19 protein-coding genes are annotated in these 18,309 nt (G+C 57.8%); 13 read left to right on the top strand and 6 right to left on the bottom strand.

All coding sequences use genetic code 11. The features are described 5' to 3' along the window. Positions 1-72 precede the first annotated feature (72 nt). The 4 genes from AB3U87_RS18655 to AB3U87_RS18640 all read right to left on the bottom strand — a co-directional run bounded on the left by AB3U87_RS18655 (position 73) and on the right by AB3U87_RS18640 (position 2,466). Positions 73-618, bottom strand: coding sequence for a hypothetical protein (locus AB3U87_RS18655; protein WP_301730118.1), 546 nt, complete (start codon positions 616-618; stop codon positions 73-75). Between the two features lie 17 nt (positions 619-635). Continuing rightward, on the bottom strand, positions 636-1,025 hold the full coding sequence (locus AB3U87_RS18650; RefSeq protein ID WP_301252633.1) for a hypothetical protein: 390 nt from the start codon (positions 1,023-1,025) through the stop codon (positions 636-638). Positions 1,026-1,174: 149 nt separating this feature from the next. Then, the gene (locus AB3U87_RS18645; RefSeq protein ID WP_125287434.1) at positions 1,175-1,459 is read right to left on the bottom strand and encodes a YciI family protein; all 285 of its coding nucleotides are present in this window, start codon (positions 1,457-1,459) and stop codon (positions 1,175-1,177) included. 8 nt (positions 1,460-1,467) lie between these two features. Beyond that, positions 1,468-2,466: an aminopeptidase gene (locus tag AB3U87_RS18640; protein ID WP_301252632.1), complete on the bottom strand. Its 999-nt coding sequence runs from the start codon at positions 2,464-2,466 to the stop codon at positions 1,468-1,470. Between the two features lie 252 nt (positions 2,467-2,718). On the opposite strand from AB3U87_RS18640, the gene cysG reads away from it, so the two are divergent. The 13 genes from cysG to rpoS all read left to right on the top strand — a co-directional run bounded on the left by cysG (position 2,719) and on the right by rpoS (position 13,924). Further along, positions 2,719-4,125 (top strand): siroheme synthase CysG, encoded by a 1,407-nt coding sequence (gene cysG / locus AB3U87_RS18635; protein ID WP_253458876.1) that lies wholly within the window; start codon positions 2,719-2,721, stop codon positions 4,123-4,125. 9 nt (positions 4,126-4,134) lie between these two features. Beyond that, a complete protein-coding gene (gene cysD, locus AB3U87_RS18630) occupies positions 4,135-5,043 on the top strand; it encodes a sulfate adenylyltransferase subunit CysD (RefSeq protein WP_253458879.1) in 909 nt (302 codons plus the stop codon). 9 nt (positions 5,044-5,052) lie between these two features. Beyond that, positions 5,053-6,480 (top strand): sulfate adenylyltransferase subunit CysN, encoded by a 1,428-nt coding sequence (cysN, locus tag AB3U87_RS18625; RefSeq protein ID WP_253458881.1) that lies wholly within the window; start codon positions 5,053-5,055, stop codon positions 6,478-6,480. Next, positions 6,480-7,085: an adenylyl-sulfate kinase gene (cysC, locus tag AB3U87_RS18620; RefSeq protein ID WP_301252628.1), complete on the top strand. Its 606-nt coding sequence runs from the start codon at positions 6,480-6,482 to the stop codon at positions 7,083-7,085. The genes cysN and cysC overlap by 1 nt, the downstream gene beginning before the upstream one ends. A 56-nt stretch (positions 7,086-7,141) precedes the next feature. Next, positions 7,142-7,459, top strand: coding sequence for a DUF3561 family protein (locus AB3U87_RS18615; protein ID WP_253458885.1), 318 nt, complete (start codon positions 7,142-7,144; stop codon positions 7,457-7,459). Between the two features lie 202 nt (positions 7,460-7,661). Then, positions 7,662-7,967: a cell division protein FtsB gene (gene ftsB / locus AB3U87_RS18610; protein WP_125287441.1), complete on the top strand. Its 306-nt coding sequence runs from the start codon at positions 7,662-7,664 to the stop codon at positions 7,965-7,967. 3 nt (positions 7,968-7,970) lie between these two features. Then, entirely contained in the window at positions 7,971-8,681 is a 711-nt protein-coding gene (gene ispD, locus AB3U87_RS18605) for a 2-C-methyl-D-erythritol 4-phosphate cytidylyltransferase (RefSeq protein ID WP_301252626.1), read from the top strand. Next, the gene (gene ispF, locus AB3U87_RS18600; protein ID WP_125287443.1) at positions 8,681-9,160 is read left to right on the top strand and encodes a 2-C-methyl-D-erythritol 2,4-cyclodiphosphate synthase; all 480 of its coding nucleotides are present in this window, start codon (positions 8,681-8,683) and stop codon (positions 9,158-9,160) included. The genes ispD and ispF overlap by 1 nt, the downstream gene beginning before the upstream one ends. Further along, the gene (truD, locus tag AB3U87_RS18595) at positions 9,160-10,197 is read left to right on the top strand and encodes a tRNA pseudouridine(13) synthase TruD (protein WP_301252625.1); all 1,038 of its coding nucleotides are present in this window, start codon (positions 9,160-9,162) and stop codon (positions 10,195-10,197) included. Before ispF ends, truD begins: the two co-directional genes overlap by 1 nt. 77 nt (positions 10,198-10,274) lie before the next feature. Further along, positions 10,275-11,036, top strand: coding sequence for a 5'/3'-nucleotidase SurE (surE, locus tag AB3U87_RS18590; RefSeq protein WP_125287445.1), 762 nt, complete (start codon positions 10,275-10,277; stop codon positions 11,034-11,036). After that, positions 11,030-11,656 (top strand): protein-L-isoaspartate(D-aspartate) O-methyltransferase, encoded by a 627-nt coding sequence (locus tag AB3U87_RS18585; RefSeq protein ID WP_125287446.1) that lies wholly within the window; start codon positions 11,030-11,032, stop codon positions 11,654-11,656. The genes surE and AB3U87_RS18585 overlap by 7 nt, the downstream gene beginning before the upstream one ends. A 156-nt stretch (positions 11,657-11,812) precedes the next feature. Next, positions 11,813-12,880, top strand: a complete 1,068-nt coding sequence (gene nlpD, locus AB3U87_RS18580) for a murein hydrolase activator NlpD (protein WP_253458892.1) — start codon at positions 11,813-11,815, stop codon at positions 12,878-12,880. Positions 12,881-12,931: 51 nt separating this feature from the next. Next, positions 12,932-13,924, top strand: a complete 993-nt coding sequence (rpoS, locus tag AB3U87_RS18575) for an RNA polymerase sigma factor RpoS (RefSeq protein WP_125287448.1) — start codon at positions 12,932-12,934, stop codon at positions 13,922-13,924. 67 nt (positions 13,925-13,991) lie between these two features. Here rpoS and AB3U87_RS18570 read toward each other — a convergent pair whose 3' ends face one another. Continuing rightward, entirely contained in the window at positions 13,992-15,290 is a 1,299-nt protein-coding gene (locus AB3U87_RS18570) for a hypothetical protein (RefSeq protein WP_253458896.1), read from the bottom strand. Between the two features lie 248 nt (positions 15,291-15,538). Continuing rightward, positions 15,539-18,091, bottom strand: coding sequence for a DNA mismatch repair protein MutS (gene mutS / locus AB3U87_RS18565; protein WP_301252620.1), 2,553 nt, complete (start codon positions 18,089-18,091; stop codon positions 15,539-15,541). Positions 18,092-18,309 lie beyond the last annotated feature (218 nt).

The raw sequence follows: 18,309 nt of genomic DNA, 5'->3' as shown, positions 1-18,309 counted from the left end.
ACTGCTGCGGCTATACTGTCTGACGCACGCTGAACCAGATAAGGTAGTTCGCCGCATAACATGACTTTTTGCTCAGAGGGGAGCAAGGATCCTTGAGGTAAGATTATTTCCCGGCTCTGATGCCCGGAAGTATGGCGTATGCCTTTTGCTATAAGCCAGGATCCGTACTCGCTTATCGTTATTTTCCCAGGCAAAATGAATGCAAGGCCCGCTGGTCATGCCTAACGGGTTGGGCTGTAGATCTTTTACTTTTGTATGACCACTATCGGTAGGAATATAAACAGAACGACCCTGTGCCGCATCCCAATCTCCGCTATGGTAATGCCATACGTCATAAAGCGCATAGATGTCGGCGCCTGCGTAACGCATTCCGTTAGTCTTACACCATGAAGGTTTGTTTCTGCCTTCTTGATCCAGCTCTTCAGCCAGCTGTTGGATAAGATAATCAAACGATGCACGGCTGTTATCATCCATTTGAGGCAAATCCGTTAAAAATATATCGTTGGCTGCTTCACCTGGTATACCTAAAATTTGCTTGCGGTCGCCGTGTTCAAACTGTGGCGCTAATACGATTTCAATTTTCGATGTTGGGGTTATTGCTACCCTTGTTGCAACCATTTTTCTGACTTTCCCTTTCAGAATTTTTTATTATTCTTGCTGGCCACAAGAGCGGCATGAACAGCAATTGAAGCTTTTTTATTGCGAGTGTGAACACGAACGGACTGGTTAAATCCTTTACTGGCGGAATCTGGATCCAGAATGTCTGAATACTCAACGCTCGCATCAATGGCATGATGGCCAGAAGCTACGCTCTGGTTGACCTTCGAGGCGGGCAGTAAAAATTTGGGCTGGGCACGCTCTTCAACCATACGTTCCAGCTCTCTGTGATAGGCCTCTGCCTGTTTCAGCAAGACAGGATCGGACGCATAACGTTTCTCTTCAGCATTTTCTTCAGCCTGAATTTTAAGATATAGCTTGCGCTGCTCCGGCGTTAGCTGTTTCGTTTCAGGTGGATGATATTTCATAGATCCCTCCTTAATTGGCGATTTAATCACCACGATGAGGGTATCGTAGGCTAATTTATTTATGCTAACAATACCTCGCTAAGCAAAGCCTCCATCAGGGATGACGAAAGCTTTATTATGCGAGTCAGCCCTGATTTATTCCCGAAAACCTACAGTCCCACCAGCGCAGAAAAGTCCGCCGAGCCGCGCGTGACGTTCACTTTAGTGACCTCGTAATCCGCCACCTTCTGAAAAGCATCCTCTGCCAGAATACGATCCAGCCGAGCGCGATCGATATCCTTTATCAGGATCACGCCGCCGGTACGCGGATCTTTACGTCCGGCGGCAATAAAGGTGCCGTCGGCAAAGTAAGTATCCAGCCAGGCGATATGCGCATCCAGCGCCGCTTCCACTTCCGGCATCGGGCGGTTATAGGTCAGACTGACAATGTACATGGGCTTCCTTAAGCTTCAGGTTGAGGATTGGCTAACTCGCGGATCAGCGGCAGCAGGATTTTCACGCTGTCGCGCGTGCGGTGCGTGATGCGGCCGGGCAGCCAGCGATCGATCCAGGCAAGGTTATCGCAGCTGGCCTGCTGCTGACAGCTTCCCTGCGGAAAATGCGCGTTACTGGTATGCACCCGATGGCCTTTTTTATCCCAGTTGGCGGCGCGAACGCTCAGCAACGGAATGCCTGCCTTATCAAACGTCTCTACCGCCGGTTCATTTTTCACCGCTTTGCCCAGCGTGGCGGCAGGAATATGCGCCGAGCGCGCCAGCGCCAGCGCCCGATCGCGCGTCTGCCGCGCCACCGGTTCAGGCGTGTTGGTGCCGCTGTTGAACCAGAGCCGGTTGCCCACGAGCAGATCGTTTAGTTTTATCACCAGCAGCGTGTTCTTTTTCTCTTCCGGCTTCATGCGGGCGAGATAATCCTCTTCGCCATGCAGCGCCGAGGCGCTTAGCGCCACAAAGCGCAGGCTGTAGTGCAGCGGCATCGACTGTAAACGCTCCGCCAGCTCCAGCATCACCGCCACCCCGGAAGCGTTATCGTCCGCGCCCTGTAAAGTCAGGCCGCCGCGGTTTTTTTGCCGATCGCTGTCGCTTAGCGGCAGCCAGGTATCGGCCTGCGCCAGAATAACTATCTGCTGCGGGACCTCGCCTGCGCGGGCGGCGATAACCGATGTTGCGATAACGCTGCGATCGCTAACGCGGCCATCCTGTGATTTATAGTGATAGTGCGCCGTAAAATCTCTTTTATTGCTCTCATAGCCCCACTGCTGAAACTGCTGTTGCAGATAGTCGGCGTTTAACATCTCGGCAGGACTGCCAGCCATACGCCCTGGAAAGTAAGTCGCGATATGGCGCAGCTGCTGTTCGGCAAGCTGACCTTCATTGGTCGCGGCGTGAAGCGGGGAAAGCACGCCCAGCGCCAGCAGGGCGCTCAGGCAAAGTCGGGAAAACATGTCACGTCCTTAATCGTCATCCTGTAACGAAACAGCGAAAATATTTTGCTGTCCCAGTATGAAAGTGTGACGGGCTCCGCACAATTACAATCCTTCTGAAAGCCCCTGAAATCGCTCCGCTAAGCACATTTTGTGCGTAGCTTTACCGTAACGTTATTCCATTCGGTAACTACTCATTCCAATTAGTAATTTCATAAGCCTCCGCGGCCGCCCTATAGTCGCGTTAACTTTTTGTTATTTAGCAAGGCTGACGTGGATTATCTTCCCCTTTTTGCAGACATCCGAAACAAACCGGTGCTGGTGGTTGGCGGCGGCGACGTAGCCGCGCGCAAAATCGAACTGCTGCGTCGCGCAGGCGCGCGGGTGCAGATTGCCGCACGCGAACTGTGTGAAGAGCTGACGGCGCTGCAGGAGAGCGGTGAAGTCGAGTGGATTGCTCGCGACTATCAGAGCGCCCAGCTCGACCTGGTCTATTTCGTGATTGCCGCCACCGACGACGGCGAACTGAACAGCCGCGTCTTTGACGATGCCAGCGAGCGCAGGCTGCTGGCTAACGTGGTCGATGACCAGCCTAAATGCTCTTTTATTTTCCCTTCTATTGTCGACCGGTCGCCGCTGGTCGTGGCTATTTCCTCCAGCGGCACGGCGCCCGTACTGGCGCGCCTGCTGCGTGAAAAGCTTGAGTCTCTGTTGCCCGCCCATCTGGGGCAGATGGCCGCGCTGGCCGGCAGCTGGCGCGACAGAGTAAAACAGCGGCTGAGCAAAATGTCAGAGCGCCGCCGCTTTTGGGAAAAGGCGTTTAACGGTCTTTTCGCCAGCCAGGTCGCCTCCGGCAATCTGACGGGCGCGGAACAGACGCTGGCTCGCCAGCTGGACGATCCGGAGGCGAGCCAGGGCGAAATCATCCTGGTGGGCGCGGGGCCTGGCGATGCGGGGTTGCTGACGCTGCGCGGGCTGCAGGTGATGCAGCAGGCGGACGTGGTGCTGTACGACCATCTGGTCAGCGACGAGGTGCTGGATTTAGTCCGACGCGACGCCGACCGCATCTGCGTGGGCAAGCGCGCCAGCGCGCACAGCGTGCCGCAGGAAGAGACTAACCGGATGCTGGTCGAGCTGGCGAAGAAGGGCAAGCGGGTTGTGCGCCTGAAGGGCGGCGATCCCTTTATTTTTGGTCGCGGCGGCGAAGAGCTTCAGGCGGCGGTTGAGGCGGGCATTCCATTTCAGGTGGTGCCGGGCGTGACCGCAGCGGCAGGCGCGACGGCCTATGCCGGCATTCCGCTGACGCATCGCGACCATGCGCAAAGCGTGCTGTTTATCACCGGCCATTGCCGGGCCGACGGCGAAGAGATGGACTGGCCATCGCTTGCCCGAGCGCGGCAGACGCTGGCTATTTATATGGGCACGGTAAAAGCCGCCGAAATCTCGGCGCAGCTTATTGCCCATGGCCGCGACGCGCAAACGCCGGTAGCGGTGATCGGGCGCGGCACGCGTCAGGATCAGCAGGTGCTGACCGGCACGCTACAGGAATTAGAACAACTGGCACAACGTGCGCCAACGCCCGCCCTGTTAGTGATAGGGGAAGTGGTCAACCTGCATCAGCAGCTGGCGTGGTTTCAACATTCAGCGCAGCGGGCGTCCGCCGTTGTGAATTTGGCTTGAGGAAAAGTTATGGATCAAAAACGACTCACCCACCTGCGTCAACTGGAAGCGGAAAGTATCCATATCATCCGTGAAGTGGCGGCAGAGTTCGGCAATCCGGTCATGATGTACTCTATCGGCAAAGACTCTTCGGTGATGCTGCACCTGGCGCGTAAAGCGTTCTATCCGGGCACGCTGCCTTTCCCGCTGCTGCACGTGGATACCGGCTGGAAATTTCGTGAAATGTACGAATTCCGCGACCGTACGGTAAAAGAGATTGGCGCCGAGCTGCTGGTGCATAAAAACCCGGAAGGCGTGGCGATGGGCATCAATCCCTTCGTGCACGGCAGCGCCAAGCACACCGACATTATGAAAACCGAAGGGCTGAAGCAGGCGCTGAACAAATACGGCTTTGATGCCGCGTTCGGCGGCGCGCGTCGCGACGAGGAAAAATCCCGCGCGAAAGAGCGTATCTACTCCTTCCGTGACCGTTTCCACCGCTGGGATCCGAAAAACCAGCGTCCTGAGCTGTGGCACAACTACAACGGCCAGATCAATAAAGGCGAAAGCATTCGCGTTTTCCCGCTCTCTAACTGGACCGAGCTGGATATCTGGCAATATATCTTCCTGGAAAATATCGACATTGTTCCACTGTATCTGGCCGCTAAGCGTCCGGTACTGGAACGCGACGGCATGTTGATGATGATTGACGACGACCGTATCGATTTACAGCCTGGCGAGAAGATTGAGGAGCGGATGGTGCGTTTCCGTACGCTGGGCTGCTGGCCGCTAACCGGCGCGGTGGAATCTGAAGCGCAGACGCTGCCTTCGATCATCGAAGAGATGCTGGTTTCAACCACCAGCGAACGTCAGGGGCGCGTGATCGACCGCGATCAGTCCGGCTCGATGGAGCTGAAGAAACGCCAGGGTTATTTCTAAGGAGCCGAGATGAACAACGTCATTGCACAACAAATTGCCGACCAGGGCGGCGTGGAAGCCTGGCTGCACGCTCAGCAGCACAAAAGCCTGCTGCGTTTTCTGACCTGCGGCAGCGTCGACGACGGCAAAAGCACGCTGATTGGCCGCCTGCTGCACGACACGCGCCAGATTTATGAAGATCAGCTCTCTTCGCTGCACAACGACAGCAAGCGTCACGGTACCCAGGGCGAGAAACTGGATCTGGCGCTGCTGGTGGACGGCCTGCAGGCCGAGCGGGAACAGGGCATCACCATCGACGTGGCCTACCGCTATTTCTCCACTGAAAAGCGCAAATTTATTATTGCCGACACGCCGGGGCACGAGCAGTACACCCGCAATATGGCGACAGGCGCATCAACCTGCGACCTGGCCATTCTGCTGATCGACGCCCGTAAAGGCGTGCTGGATCAGACGCGTCGTCACAGCTTTATCTCCACGCTGCTGGGCATCAAGCACCTGGTGGTGGCTATTAATAAGATGGATCTGGTCGAGTACAGCGAAGAGAAGTTCGAGCAAATCAAACAGGACTATCTGGATTTTGCCGAACAGCTGCCGAACGATCTGGATATCCGCTTTGTGCCGCTGTCGGCGCTGGAAGGGGAAAACGTCGCTTCCGCGAGCGAGGCGATGGGCTGGTACACCGGTCCGACGCTGCTGGACGTGTTGGAAACCGTCGAGGTCAAGCGCGTGGTGGAACAGCAGCCGATGCGCTTCCCGGTGCAGTACGTCAACCGACCTAACCTGGATTTCCGCGGCTATGCGGGCACCCTGGCGTCGGGAACGGTACAGGTCGGCCAGCGCGTGAAGGTGCTGCCATCCGGCGTGGAATCTTCCATCGCCCGCATCGTGACTTTTGACGGCGATTTGCAGGCAGCGCAGGCCGGCGAAGCGATTACGCTGGTGCTGAAGGACGAAATCGATATCAGCCGCGGCGATCTGCTGGTAGATGCCAGTACAGAGCTGAAGCCCGTGCAGGCCGCCAGCGTGGACGTGGTATGGATGGCGGAACAGCCGCTGGCGCCGGGTCAGAGCTTCGATATTAAAATCGCCGGCAAGAAAACCCGCGCGCGCGTCGAAAAAATTCAGTATCAGGTGGAAATCAACAGCCTGGCCCAGCGTCAGGTGGAAAACCTGCCGCTGAACGGCATCGGTCTGGTGGATCTGACCTTTGACGAGCCGATGGTGCTGGATAAATACCAGCAGAATCCGGTTACCGGCGGCATGATCTTTATTGACCGTCTGAGCAACGTTACCGTCGGCGCAGGCATGATCCGCGAACCGAACGAGGAAGCGGCGCAGGCGACCGGTGATTTCAGCGCTTTTGAACTGGAATTTAACGCGCTGGTGCGTCGCCACTTCCCGCACTGGGGCGCTCGCGATATTTCAGGCGGTCAATAATGGCCGCTCACGATGAAAACGTCGTCTGGCATGCGCACGCGGTAACGCGTGCGGAGCGCGAGCAGCTGCACGGTCATCAGGGCGCGGTGCTGTGGTTTACGGGGCTTTCCGGCTCCGGTAAATCCACCGTGGCGGGCGCGCTGGAGCAGGCGCTGCATCAGCTTGGCGTCAGCACCTATCTGCTGGATGGCGACAACGTGCGTCACGGCCTCTGCCGCGATCTGGGCTTCAGCGACGCCGATCGTAAAGAGAATATCCGGCGCGTCGGCGAAGTCGCAAAGCTGATGGTCGATGCGGGCCTGATCGTTCTGAGCGCCTTTATCTCTCCGCATCGGGAAGAGCGGCAGATGGTGCGCGACATGGTTGGGGAAGGGCGCTTTATTGAAGTCTTTGTCGACACGCCGCTGGCTATCTGCGAAGCGCGCGATCCCAAAGGCCTGTATAAAAAAGCGCGGGCCGGCGAGCTGCGTAATTTCACCGGCATTGACGCCGTTTATGAAGCGCCGGAACGTCCGGAAATCCGCCTGGATGGCGAACAATTGGTAACAAATTTACGGGTTCAAGTGTTAGATCTGCTGCGTGACCGCGATATTATCAAAGCCTGAGATAGCCGCGGCAAAACGCCTCAGAGCGGGCCGTATTACGCGTCAACAGGATACTTATGCATAACGTTACGCCCATGCTGGCCCGCAAAGATGACGGTCAGGAAGAGTCTTCCTGGTCGTTTCCCGGTGGAGTGGCAGGCTTTGCCTGCTACTGGTTCGCGCTCGCGATCCCTTTTATGCTTTACGGCTCTAACACGCTGTTCTTCTTCCTCTATACCTGGCCCTTCTTTCTCGCGCTGCTGCCCGTTTCCGTTCTGGTCGGTATTATCGCCAGCGTGCTGCTGCGCGGCCATCTGATTTGGACGCTGCTGCTCACCGTCGTGGTGGTTATAGGCCTTTTCTGGCTGCTGTTTACGCTGCTGAGCGGTTGGTAATCGCCCTCATTGTGGTAAGGTTTGCCCGCCCGTGGGCAAAATCTGATGTCTGAATGCGCCCGGTGGTAACAGAAGGTTGCCTGACGACGCTGTTTAGCCCCGTGGAACGCTCACCGATTCGCCAAACGGCGGCTATTTCAAGGCCGCAGTGGAGTCGGGAGAAAAGTTATGGGATGATTGAGCCGTTTTTCAGGGGGCGGGGATGGGAAAACTTACGCTGCTGTTACTTGTACTACTCGGCTGGCTGCAATATTCGCTCTGGCTGGGCAAGAACGGCCTACATGACTATACGCGCGTTAACGACGATGTTGCGGTGCAGCAGAGCAGTAACGCCAAATTAAAAGCGCGCAACGATCGGCTGTTTGCGGAAATCGATGACCTGAATGGCGGTTCCGAAGCTATCGAAGAACGCGCGCGCAATGAGCTGGGCATGATCAAGCCCGGTGAGACCTTCTATCGCCTTGTGCCGGATCGCAGTAAAAACGCGCAGGCCAATCAACAACGATAAAACATGACTATCGCAGGTACTGAGGTGATTGCCGTTGTGCCCGCTGCCGGTGTCGGCAGCCGGATGCAGGCGGCCTGTCCTAAGCAATATCTTCGCATTAACGGCAAGAGCGTGCTTGAGCACGCCATTGACGGCCTGCTGGCGCATCCGCAGGTCAATCAGATTATCGTGGCTATCACGCCAGAAGATCCCTGGTTCTTTACGCTGCCGGTCGCTAAGGATCCTCGCGTGCGCTGGGTCGCCGGCGGCAAAGAACGAGCCGACTCGGTGCTGGCCGGTCTGCAAGCCGCGCCAGAGGCCCGTTGGGTGCTGGTGCACGACGCGGCGCGTCCCTGTCTGCATCCCGACGATTTACACCGCCTGCTGGCGATCACCGCGACCAGCCGCATCGGCGGCATTTTGGCCGCGCCCGTGCGTGACACCATGAAGCGCGCGGAACCCGGCTCGCCGGCAATTGCCCATACGGTGGAGCGGGAGGCGCTCTGGCACGCGCTGACGCCGCAGCTGTTTCCGCTGGAGCTGTTGCGTCACTGTCTGCAGCGGGCGCTGCAGGAAGGCGCGTCCATCACGGACGAGGCCTCCGCGCTGGAATATTGCGGCTATCATCCCGAACTGATCGTCGGCCGCAGCGACAATATCAAGGTGACGCGACCGGAAGATCTGGCGCTGGCCGCTTTTTACCTGACTCAATTACATAATAAGGAGAGCGCATAATGCGTATCGGCCACGGTTTTGATGTACACGCGTTTGGCGGCGAAGGCCCGCTGATTATTGGCGGCGTGCGAATTCCTTATGAGAAAGGGCTGCTGGCCCATTCCGACGGCGACGTGGCGCTTCATGCGCTGACCGATGCGCTGCTGGGCGCGGCGGCGCTGGGCGATATCGGCAAGCTTTTCCCCGATACCGACGCGGCTTATAAAGGGGCAGACAGCCGCGAGCTGCTGCGTGAAGCCTGGCGCCAGATTGAGAAAAAAGGCTATCGCGTTGGTAACGTCGACGTGACTATTATCGCCCAGGCACCGAAAATGCTGCCGCACGTGCCGCAGATGCGCATTCATATCGCGGAAGATCTGGGCATCCATATGGACTGCGTCAATGTGAAAGCGACCACCACTGAAAAGCTGGGCTTTACCGGCCGTGGCGAGGGCATCGCCTGTGAAGCCGTTGCGCTGCTGATCAAGGCTGACGCTTAATGACCGCCTGGCTTTATGGGCAGCCCGCCGCCAGCGGCGTGGTCAAAGCGAACCCGGAAGATTTCGTGGTGATCGAAGATCTGGGCTACCGTCCGGACGGCGACGGTGAGCAGGTGCTGGTGCGCATTCGTAAAAACGGCTGCAATACCCGCTTTGTGGCCGAGGCGCTGGCAAAGTTCGCTAAAATTCATCCGCGCGACGTCAGCTTTGCCGGCATGAAAGATCGTCACGCCGTGACCGAGCAGTGGTTCTGCCTGCGCGTGCCCGGCAAAGAGACGCCGGATTTTACCGCTTTTCAGCTGGAAGGCTGTGAAGTGCTGGAGAGCGCGCGGCATCGTCGTAAGCTGCGTACCGGCGCGCTACAGGGCAATGCCTTTACGCTTATCCTGCGTCAGATTTCCGACCGGGCGTCCGTTGAGCAGCGTCTGCAGCAGATAGCGCAGGGCGGTTTCCCGAACTATTTTGGCGAGCAGCGCTTTGGCCATGCCAACAACAACCTGATTATGGCGCAGCGCTGGGCGGCGGATGAGATCCGCGTGCGCGAGCGCAACAAGCGCAGCTTTTTACTTTCCGCCGCGCGCAGCGCGCTGTTTAATCAGGTCGTCAGCGATCGCCTGAGTAAAATGGGATCGCTGACCCGCGTGATGCCGGGCGATGCGTTGCAGCTTACCGGACGCGGCAGCTGGTTTGTGGCCGCCGAAGAAGAGCTGCCTGGGCTGCAGGCGCGCACGGAGAATAACGAGCTGCGCGTGACGGCACCGCTGCCGGGCAGCGGCGATCCGGGCACCCAGGGCGAGGCGCTGGCGTTTGAGCAGCAAAGCCTGGCGCACGAAACGGCGCTGATTGCGCTGCTGGCGCGCGAGCGCGTAGAGGCGGCTCGCCGCGCCGCGCTGGTGGTGCCGCGTGATTTGCGCTGGAGCTGGTGGGATGATGTCACCGTCGAGCTTTCCTTCTGGCTGCCGGCGGGCAGTTTTGCCACCAGCCTGGTGCGCGAACTGCTTAACCAGCCGGACGGCGAGGCGGACGTAGCGGAATAGGCGCAAAAGGCGCGCCCCGGCGGCGGTCGGGGATGATATGATACCCAACAGATTGAAAAGAAGGGGTTAAATTCCAGATGCGAATATTGCTGAGTAATGATGACGGTATCCACGCGCCGGGTATTCAGACGCTGGCGGCCGCGCTGCGCGAGTTTGCAGAGGTGCAGGTGGTGGCGCCGGATCGCAACCGCAGCGGCGCATCTAACTCGCTGACGCTGGAAACGCCGCTCCGTACCTTCAGCTATCCCAACGGCGATATTGCGGTACAGATGGGTACGCCAACCGATTGTGTCTATTTGGGCGTGAACGCGCTGATGCGCCCCAAACCGGATATCGTCGTTTCCGGCATTAATGCGGGAGCGAACCTGGGCGACGACGTCATCTATTCCGGCACCGTGGCGGCGGCGATGGAAGGGCGCCATCTGGGCCTGCCCGCGCTGGCCGTCTCGCTGGACGGGCATCAGCATTACGACACCGCCGCCGCCGTAACCTGTTCTCTGCTGAGGGCGCTGCAGCGCGAGCCGTTGCGCACCGGCCGGATCCTGAACATCAACGTGCCGGATTTACCGCTCAGCGAAATTAAAGGTATCCGCATGACCCGCTGCGGCAGCCGTCATCCCAGCGATCAGGCTATCCCGCTACAGGATCCGCGCGGCCATACGCTGTACTGGATTGGCCCGCCGGGTGAAAAGTTCGACGCCGGTCCCGATACGGACTTTGCCGCCGTCGAAGAAGGTTACGTGTCGGTAACCGCGCTGCATGTCGATCTCACCGCGCATGGCGCGCAGGAGGTCGTTGCTTCATGGTTAGCCAGTTCGGGAGTTGAAAACGAATGGTAAACCGCCGCATTGAAACGCTGCTGGACCAGCTGCGCCAGCAGGGCATTACGGATGAAGCCTTGCTGAAGGCGATTGAAGCGGTGCCGCGCGAGCGTTTCGTTGATGAAGCTTTCGAGCATAAAGCCTGGGACAATACGGCGCTGCCGATTGGCTCCGGGCAAACCATTTCCCAACCCTATATCGTGGCGAAAATGACCTCGCTGCTGGCGTTGAAACCCGAGTCGCGCGTGCTGGAGATCGGCACCGGTTCGGGCTATCAAACCGCTATCCTCGCGCATCTTGTCGGGCATGTTTGCTCCGTCGAACGTATCAAAGGCCTGCAATGGCAGGCGAAACGGCGGCTGAAGCAGCTCGATCTGCACAATGTTTCCACCCGTCACGGCGATGGCTGGCAGGGCTGGCCGGCGCGCGGCCCTTTCGATGCGATTATCGTTACCGCTGCGCCGCCGGAGATCCCTGTCGAGCTGATGAACCAGCTTGATGAGGGCGGCATCATGGTGCTGCCGGTCGGCGACGAACAGCAGCAGCTCAAGCGCATCACCCGTAAAAACGGCGAATTTCTGGTGGAAACCATTGAGCCGGTGCGATTTGTGCCGCTGGTGCAGGGCGATCTGGCCTGAGCGCCCGGCCAATTGTACGCATCTGTTAATGGCTTCTATCTGTTAATGGCACGTGACGGCCGATATTGTTACTATTCAATCTATTCAGAATTTAATGCTGCTGGCGCAGGTTTAGCCGAGCGCGGCCGCACAGTTTTGCCGTAGCGGGGGATATAAATGAGCACGGGAAGCCCGGTAGTAAAATTACGCCGTATTGCGGCGGTTTCACTCGTTGGTTTTTGGTTAGCTGGCTGTTCCAGCGATAACGCACAGGCGCCAATCAGCTCGGTAGGCGGCAATGGCAGCGCCAACAGCGGCGGGGGATTAATCAGCCAGCCACCGCCGATCGTTTCCGGTTCTGGCCGCGCCGCGCCCGCAGCGAGCGGCGGCAGAAGTGAAAATGTTGTTACGCAAAATGGGCGTATCATCTATAACCGCTCGTATGGGAATATTCCGAAAGGTAGCTACAGCGGCGAAACTTACACCGTTAAACGCGGCGATACGCTGTTCTATATTGCCTGGATTACCGGCAACGATTTCCGTGATTTAGCCGAACGAAATAACGTCTCTGCGCCTTACAGCCTCAATGTGGGCCAGCAGTTGCAGGTTAGTAACGGCTCCGGCGGCACCCTGACCGGCGGCAATGCCATCACCGCAGCGGATGCAACGGCGGGCGGCGTGCCCACTCAGCCGACCACTGCGCAAATGAAGAGCACAACGGTTGCACGTCAGCCGGTTATTACGTATTCTGAGGATTCAGGTAAACCAAGTGAAGGCAAAATGTTACCTTCAGCCGGTACAAATACTGTCGCAACGACGACAGCGCCGGTAAGTGCTCCGACCGTCAGCAGCACAACGAATAGCTCTACTCCGGTAGGCAGCTGGCGTTGGCCGACCGACGGGAAGATTATCGATAACTTTTCTGCTTCCGAAGGCGGCAACAAAGGTATCGATATCGCGGGATCGCGAGGACAGCCCGTTGTATCAACCGCCTCAGGGCGCGTTGTGTATGCCGGGAATGCGCTGCGCGGTTATGGCAACTTGATTATCATCAAACATAATGATGACTACCTGAGTGCATATGCCCATAACGACACGATGCTGGTCCGCGAGCAGCAGGAAGTAAAAGCGGGTCAGAAGATTGCGACAATGGGCAGTACCGGCACCAGTTCGGTTAGATTGCATTTTGAAATTCGTTACAAGGGGAAATCCGTAAACCCGTTGCGCTATTTGCCGCAGCGATAAACCGGCAGAACCCTGGTTGTTCTGCCCTGGGATCACGGGTAGGAGCCGCTAATGAGCCAGAATACGCTGAAAGTTAATGAGTTACATGAAGACGCGGAATTCGACGAAAACGGAGCTGAGATTTTTGATGAGAAGGCTCTTGTCGGAAATGAACCTGCTGATAACGATATAGCTGAAGAAGAGCTGTTGTCACAAGGCGCTACACAACGTGTTTTGGATGCGACGCAGCTCTACCTGGGGGAGATCGGTTATTCACCGCTCCTTACGGCAGAGGAAGAAGTTTTCTTCGCTCGTCGTGCTCTGCGTGGTGACATTCCGTCTCGTCGCCGCATGATTGAAAGTAACTTACGTCTGGTAGTGAAGATCGCCCGTCGTTACAGCAATCGTGGTCTGGCTTTGCTGGATCTGATTGAAGAAGGTAACCTGGGCCTGATCCGCGCGGTAGAGAAATTTGACCCTGAACGTGGGTTCCGTTTCTCTACTTACGCTACCTGGTGGATCCGTCAGACGATTGAACGGGCGATCATGAATCAAACCCGTACCATCCGTCTGCCAATCCACATTGTTAAAGAGCTGAACGTCTATCTGCGTACCGCCCGCGAACTGGCCCACAAGCTGGATCACGAGCCAAGCGCGGAAGAAATTGCCGAACAGCTGGACAAACCCGTTGATGACGTCAGCCGTATGCTGCGCCTCAACGAACGCATCACGTCAGTTGACACGCCGTTAGGCGGAGATTCTGAGAAAGCGCTGCTGGATATCCTGGCCGACGAGAAAGACAACGGTCCGGAAGATACCACCCAGGACGATGACATGAAGCAGAGCATCGTCAAGTGGCTGTTCGAACTGAACGCCAAACAGCGTGAAGTGCTGGCGCGTCGTTTCGGCCTGTTAGGCTACGAAGCGGCAACGTTAGAAGATGTGGGTCGCGAAATCGGTCTGACCCGTGAACGTGTTCGCCAGATTCAGGTTGAAGGTCTTCGTCGTCTGCGGGAAATTTTGCAGGCTCAGGGACTGAACATTGAAGCCTTGTTTCGCGAATAATGCGGGCGCTTAAAGAGTGAAAGCGAAAAGCGGTGGTGCAAACCACCGCTTTTTTATTGCCTGTAAATCAGACAACTTCCTTAACTTTCTCTTTTGCGTCGGATTTCACATCCTGCATCGCATAGGTATCCATCACCGCGCCTTTATAAGCGCTCATCAACATCTGCATCGGCGTAACTTTGCCGGTCAACAGCCCTTGCGCCATGCCTTTTAGCGCGTCAAACGCGGTTTTCACGCCGCCCACGATGCCGCCTTTGATCACATCCCACGGATTGGTACTTTCTGCGCGACCCATCCCGGTCAGCACGTTGCTGAGTCCAGGAATAAAGGCCAGCGCCTTGCCCAGCTTCAGGCAAATGCCCTGAAAACCGCTTTTATTGGTGCCGTTCAGGTTGACCATTTCGTCGTTGGTGGTGGTTAAACGGCCGTCTTTGGGAAAGGCTTTATCCAGTCCCTGTTCCGCCACGTCTTTGACGATCGCCGCTTCCGTCCCGTGACGGGCATCGCCACTTTTGGTAAGGCCTTCGATTTTGCCGTTAGTGGAGATTTTACCGCGATCGCCGCCTTCCCGGTTATCCAGCGCCTTAACGTTATTTAAAAAGTACGACATGTTTTTGGCGGCCAGCGCCCGGCTTTTCTCGTCCGGGTTATTGGCCGTCCAGTCGCCGAACTGCTTTTTCAGCTCGCTCTGCTTGATATCTTTCTGATTGCCCAGGTTTTTCAACACCGGGTTCTCGTTGATGATTTGATCGGCGGTGCGGTTGTCGCCATCCATGTTTTTAAACAGCGTGCTGCTGGAAGGCGGAACGCTGGTGTCCTTTTCGCTGGCTGGCATCGTCTGCCCGCCGGCGTTCGCATCGGCAGTCCCGGTTGCGCCTGTGGCCGTCGCACCCAGCGAAGAGAGCAGCTCCTTAAGCTGAGACAGCGCGCTGCTGAGTTGCGTATCGGTTGTGCTGCTGTTGCCGGACGACTGCTGGCTCTCCTGGCTTTGTTTAAGCAGTTTGGTAATGCTGTCGAGCAGCATTTGCAGCTGCGACATCACGTTCTGCGTGTTTTTGGCGGAAGGGGAGCCGTTTTGCGCGCCGGTGCCTGAAGATTGCTGCTGCGCCAGCTGCTCCTTGAGCTTGCTCAGCTCCTCCTTGCCCTGCTTTAACAGCGAATCGATCAGCGTTTTATAATCGGCACTGAGCGAGGCCGTAGAGCTTTTCTGCGTAGTGGTGCCCTGCGCGCCGCCGTATTGCAACAGACTGGACTTTTCCGGTGCTGCGGCGAGGCTGCCGTTCTGCGCTTTACCCGGGCGCGCGGAGAACTGTCCCGCGTTAATCGCCTCGCTGTTTATCCCAACGGGATTCACTCTTAAATTCATGACACTCTCCACTGGATTAGATGAAATGACGCGGACAAAACGGCGCGATGCAGACCGCTAACGCTTTATCACTGTCATTACGTGGGAGAGAGGAGGGGGATAGTTCCATTGCAAAGAAAAGGCCCGCGTGAGGCGGGCCTGCGCTTAAACCATCAGCCTGCAACTAAACCAGCGATTTCAGACGGTAAGATCCATTTCAGCTAAAACTAAACCAGTGCTTTCAGGCGTCAGATCCATTCCGGTTGAAACTAAACCAGCGATTTCAGACGATAGATCCATTCCAGCGCCTGACGCGGCGACAGCGTGTCGGGATCTAACGCTTCCAGCGCCTCAACGGCCGGGGACGTCTCTTCAACCAGCAGCGGCAGCTGTGGGCCTTCCGCGCTGCCTGCGGCCGCGCTGGCCGAGCTGGCCTCCAGCTCTTTCAGCTTCTGCCGCGCGCGCTTGATCACTTCTTTCGGCACGCCTGCCAGCGCGGCAACGGCCAGTCCGTAACTTTTGCTGGCCGCGCCGTCCTGCACGCTGTGCATAAAGGCGATGGTGTCGCCGTGCTCCACGGCATCCAGATGCACGTTGGCGACGCCTTCCATCTTCTCTTCCAGCGTGGTCAGCTCGAAATAGTGCGTGGCGAACAGCGTCATCGCTTTGATGCGGTTCGCCAGGCTTTCCGCGCAGGCCCAGGCAAGAGAAAGACCGTCGTAGGTCGAGGTGCCGCGGCCGATCTCGTCCATCAACACCAGGCTGTATTCCGTCGCGTTATGCAGAATATTGGCGGTTTCGGTCATTTCGACCATAAAGGTTGAGCGACCGGAAGCGAGATCGTCCGCCGCGCCAACGCGGGTGAAGATGCGGTCGATGGGGCCAATTACCGCTTCTTCCGCCGGAACGTAGCTGCCGATAAAGGCCATCAGCGCTATCAGCGCGGCCTGGCGCATATAGGTGCTTTTACCGCCCATGTTCGGCCCGGTGATCACCAACATGCGGCGCTGCGGTGACAGCGTCAGCGGGTTGGCGATAAACGGCTCTTTCAGCACCTGCTCGACCACCGGATGACGGCCGCCGGTCAGTCTGATGCCTGGCTTATCGGTAAAGGTTGGACAGTTGAAGTTCAGGGTCCAGGCGCGCTCGGCAAGGTTGCTCAATACGTCCAGCTCCGCCAGCGCGGCGGCGCTGATCTGCAGCGCTTCCAGATGCGGCAGCAGCAGATCGAACAGCCCGTCGTAAAGGGCCTTTTCCAGCGCCAGCGCCTTGCCTTTCGAGGTCAGAACCTTGTCTTCATACTCTTTCAGCTCGGGGATAATATAGCGCTCGGCGTTTTTCAGCGTCTGGCGGCGCACGTAGTTGATCGGCACCAGATGGCTTTGCCCACGGCTGACCTGAATATAGTAGCCGTGCACGGCGTTAAAACCGACCTTGAGCGTATCCAGCCCCAGCTTTTCACGCTCGCGGATTTCCAGCTTGTCCAGATAGTCGGTGGCGCCGTCCGCCAGCGCGCGCCACTCGTCCAGCTCTTCGTTATAGCCTGGCGCAATCACGCCGCCGTCGCGCACCAGCACCGGCGGTGCATCGATAATGGCGTTTTCCAGCAGTTCGCGCAGCTCGTCGAACTGGCCCATCTGCTGGCGCAGCGTTTGCAGATGCGGCACGTCGCTGTCAACCAGCAGCGCGTCCAGCCCGGGCAGCTGCTGAAAAGCGTGACGCATCCTGGCCAGATCGCGCGGGCGCGCCGTGCGCAGCGCCAGCCTGGCGAGGATACGCTCCAGATCGCCGACCTGCCGCAGCAGCGGCGCCAGCTCGGCGGTAAAATCCTGTAGCGCGCCGATGCTTTGCTGCCGGTTGATAAGCGTTGCGGTGTCGCGGATCGGCATATGCAGCCAGCGTTTCAGCATGCGGCTGCCCATCGGCGTGACGGTTCTGTCCAGCACCGAAGCCAGCGTGTTATCGATGCCGCCCGCCAGGTTCTGGGTGATTTCCAGATTGCGGCGCGTGGCGGCGTCCATGATGATGCCGTCCTGCTGACGCTCCATCGTCAGCGAGCGGATATGCGGCAGCGAGGTGCGCTGGGTATCTTTTACATATTGCAGCAGGCAGCCTGCCGCACGCAGCGCAAACTGCGCCTGCTCGACGCCGAAACCGTTCAGATCGCGGGTGCCGAACTGCATGTTCAGCTGCTGGCGCGCGGTATCCACCTCGAACTCCCACAGCGGACGACGACGTAAGCCACGACGATTTTCAATCAGCGACATGGCGGCAAAATCTTCGGGATAGAGCAGCTCCGCCGGATTGGTGCGCTGTAGCTCTGCCGCCATCGTTTCCAGATCGCTCGGCTCCGCCAGGCGGAATCGGCCGGAACTGATATCCAGCGTGGCGTAGCCGAAGCCGCGCGAACCCTGCCAGATGGCCGCCAGCAAATTGTCCTGACGCTCCTGCAGCAGCGCTTCGTCGCTGATGGTGCCGGGCGTGACGATGCGTACCACTTTACGCTCGACCGGGCCTTTGCTCAGCGCCGGATCGCCGATCTGTTCGCAGATCGCCACCGACTCGCCCAGCTGCACCAGTTTCGCGAGGTAGTTTTCCACGGCATGATGCGGGACGCCAGCCATCGGGATCGGTTCGCCAGCGGAAGCGCCGCGTTTGGTCAGCGAGATTTCCAACAGCTGAGAGGCGCGTTTAGCATCGTCATAAAACAGCTCGTAAAAATCGCCCATGCGGTAGAACAGCAGGATCTCCGGATGCTCGGCTTTCAGACGCAGGTACTGCTGCATCATGGGCGTATGGGAAGAAAGATTGTCAGTGGTCATTATCAGGTCTTCTTTTCCAGTCCATTGAATATAAAGTCGGCGCGGGACGCTGAGTTTTACTTCAAAACGGTGATTGGGCAGGCGCGCCAGCGAGGTCAGCGCAGGTGACGGGCACGAGAGCGGCGCCTTTTTCTGAGGGCTATAGTAACGCAGCGCGATCGATGCTGTCACAGGTAAAAGCCAGAGACGGGCCGCAAAGCGTAAAAATAGAGGGGGTA

This window comes from Erwinia plantamica, from assembly GCF_043420595.1.
In the GTDB taxonomy this organism is placed as follows: domain Bacteria; phylum Pseudomonadota; class Gammaproteobacteria; order Enterobacterales; family Enterobacteriaceae; genus Erwinia; species Erwinia aeris.
The sequence above is the reverse complement of the archived record's forward strand: the minus strand, read 5'-3'. Positions and strand labels throughout refer to the sequence as shown.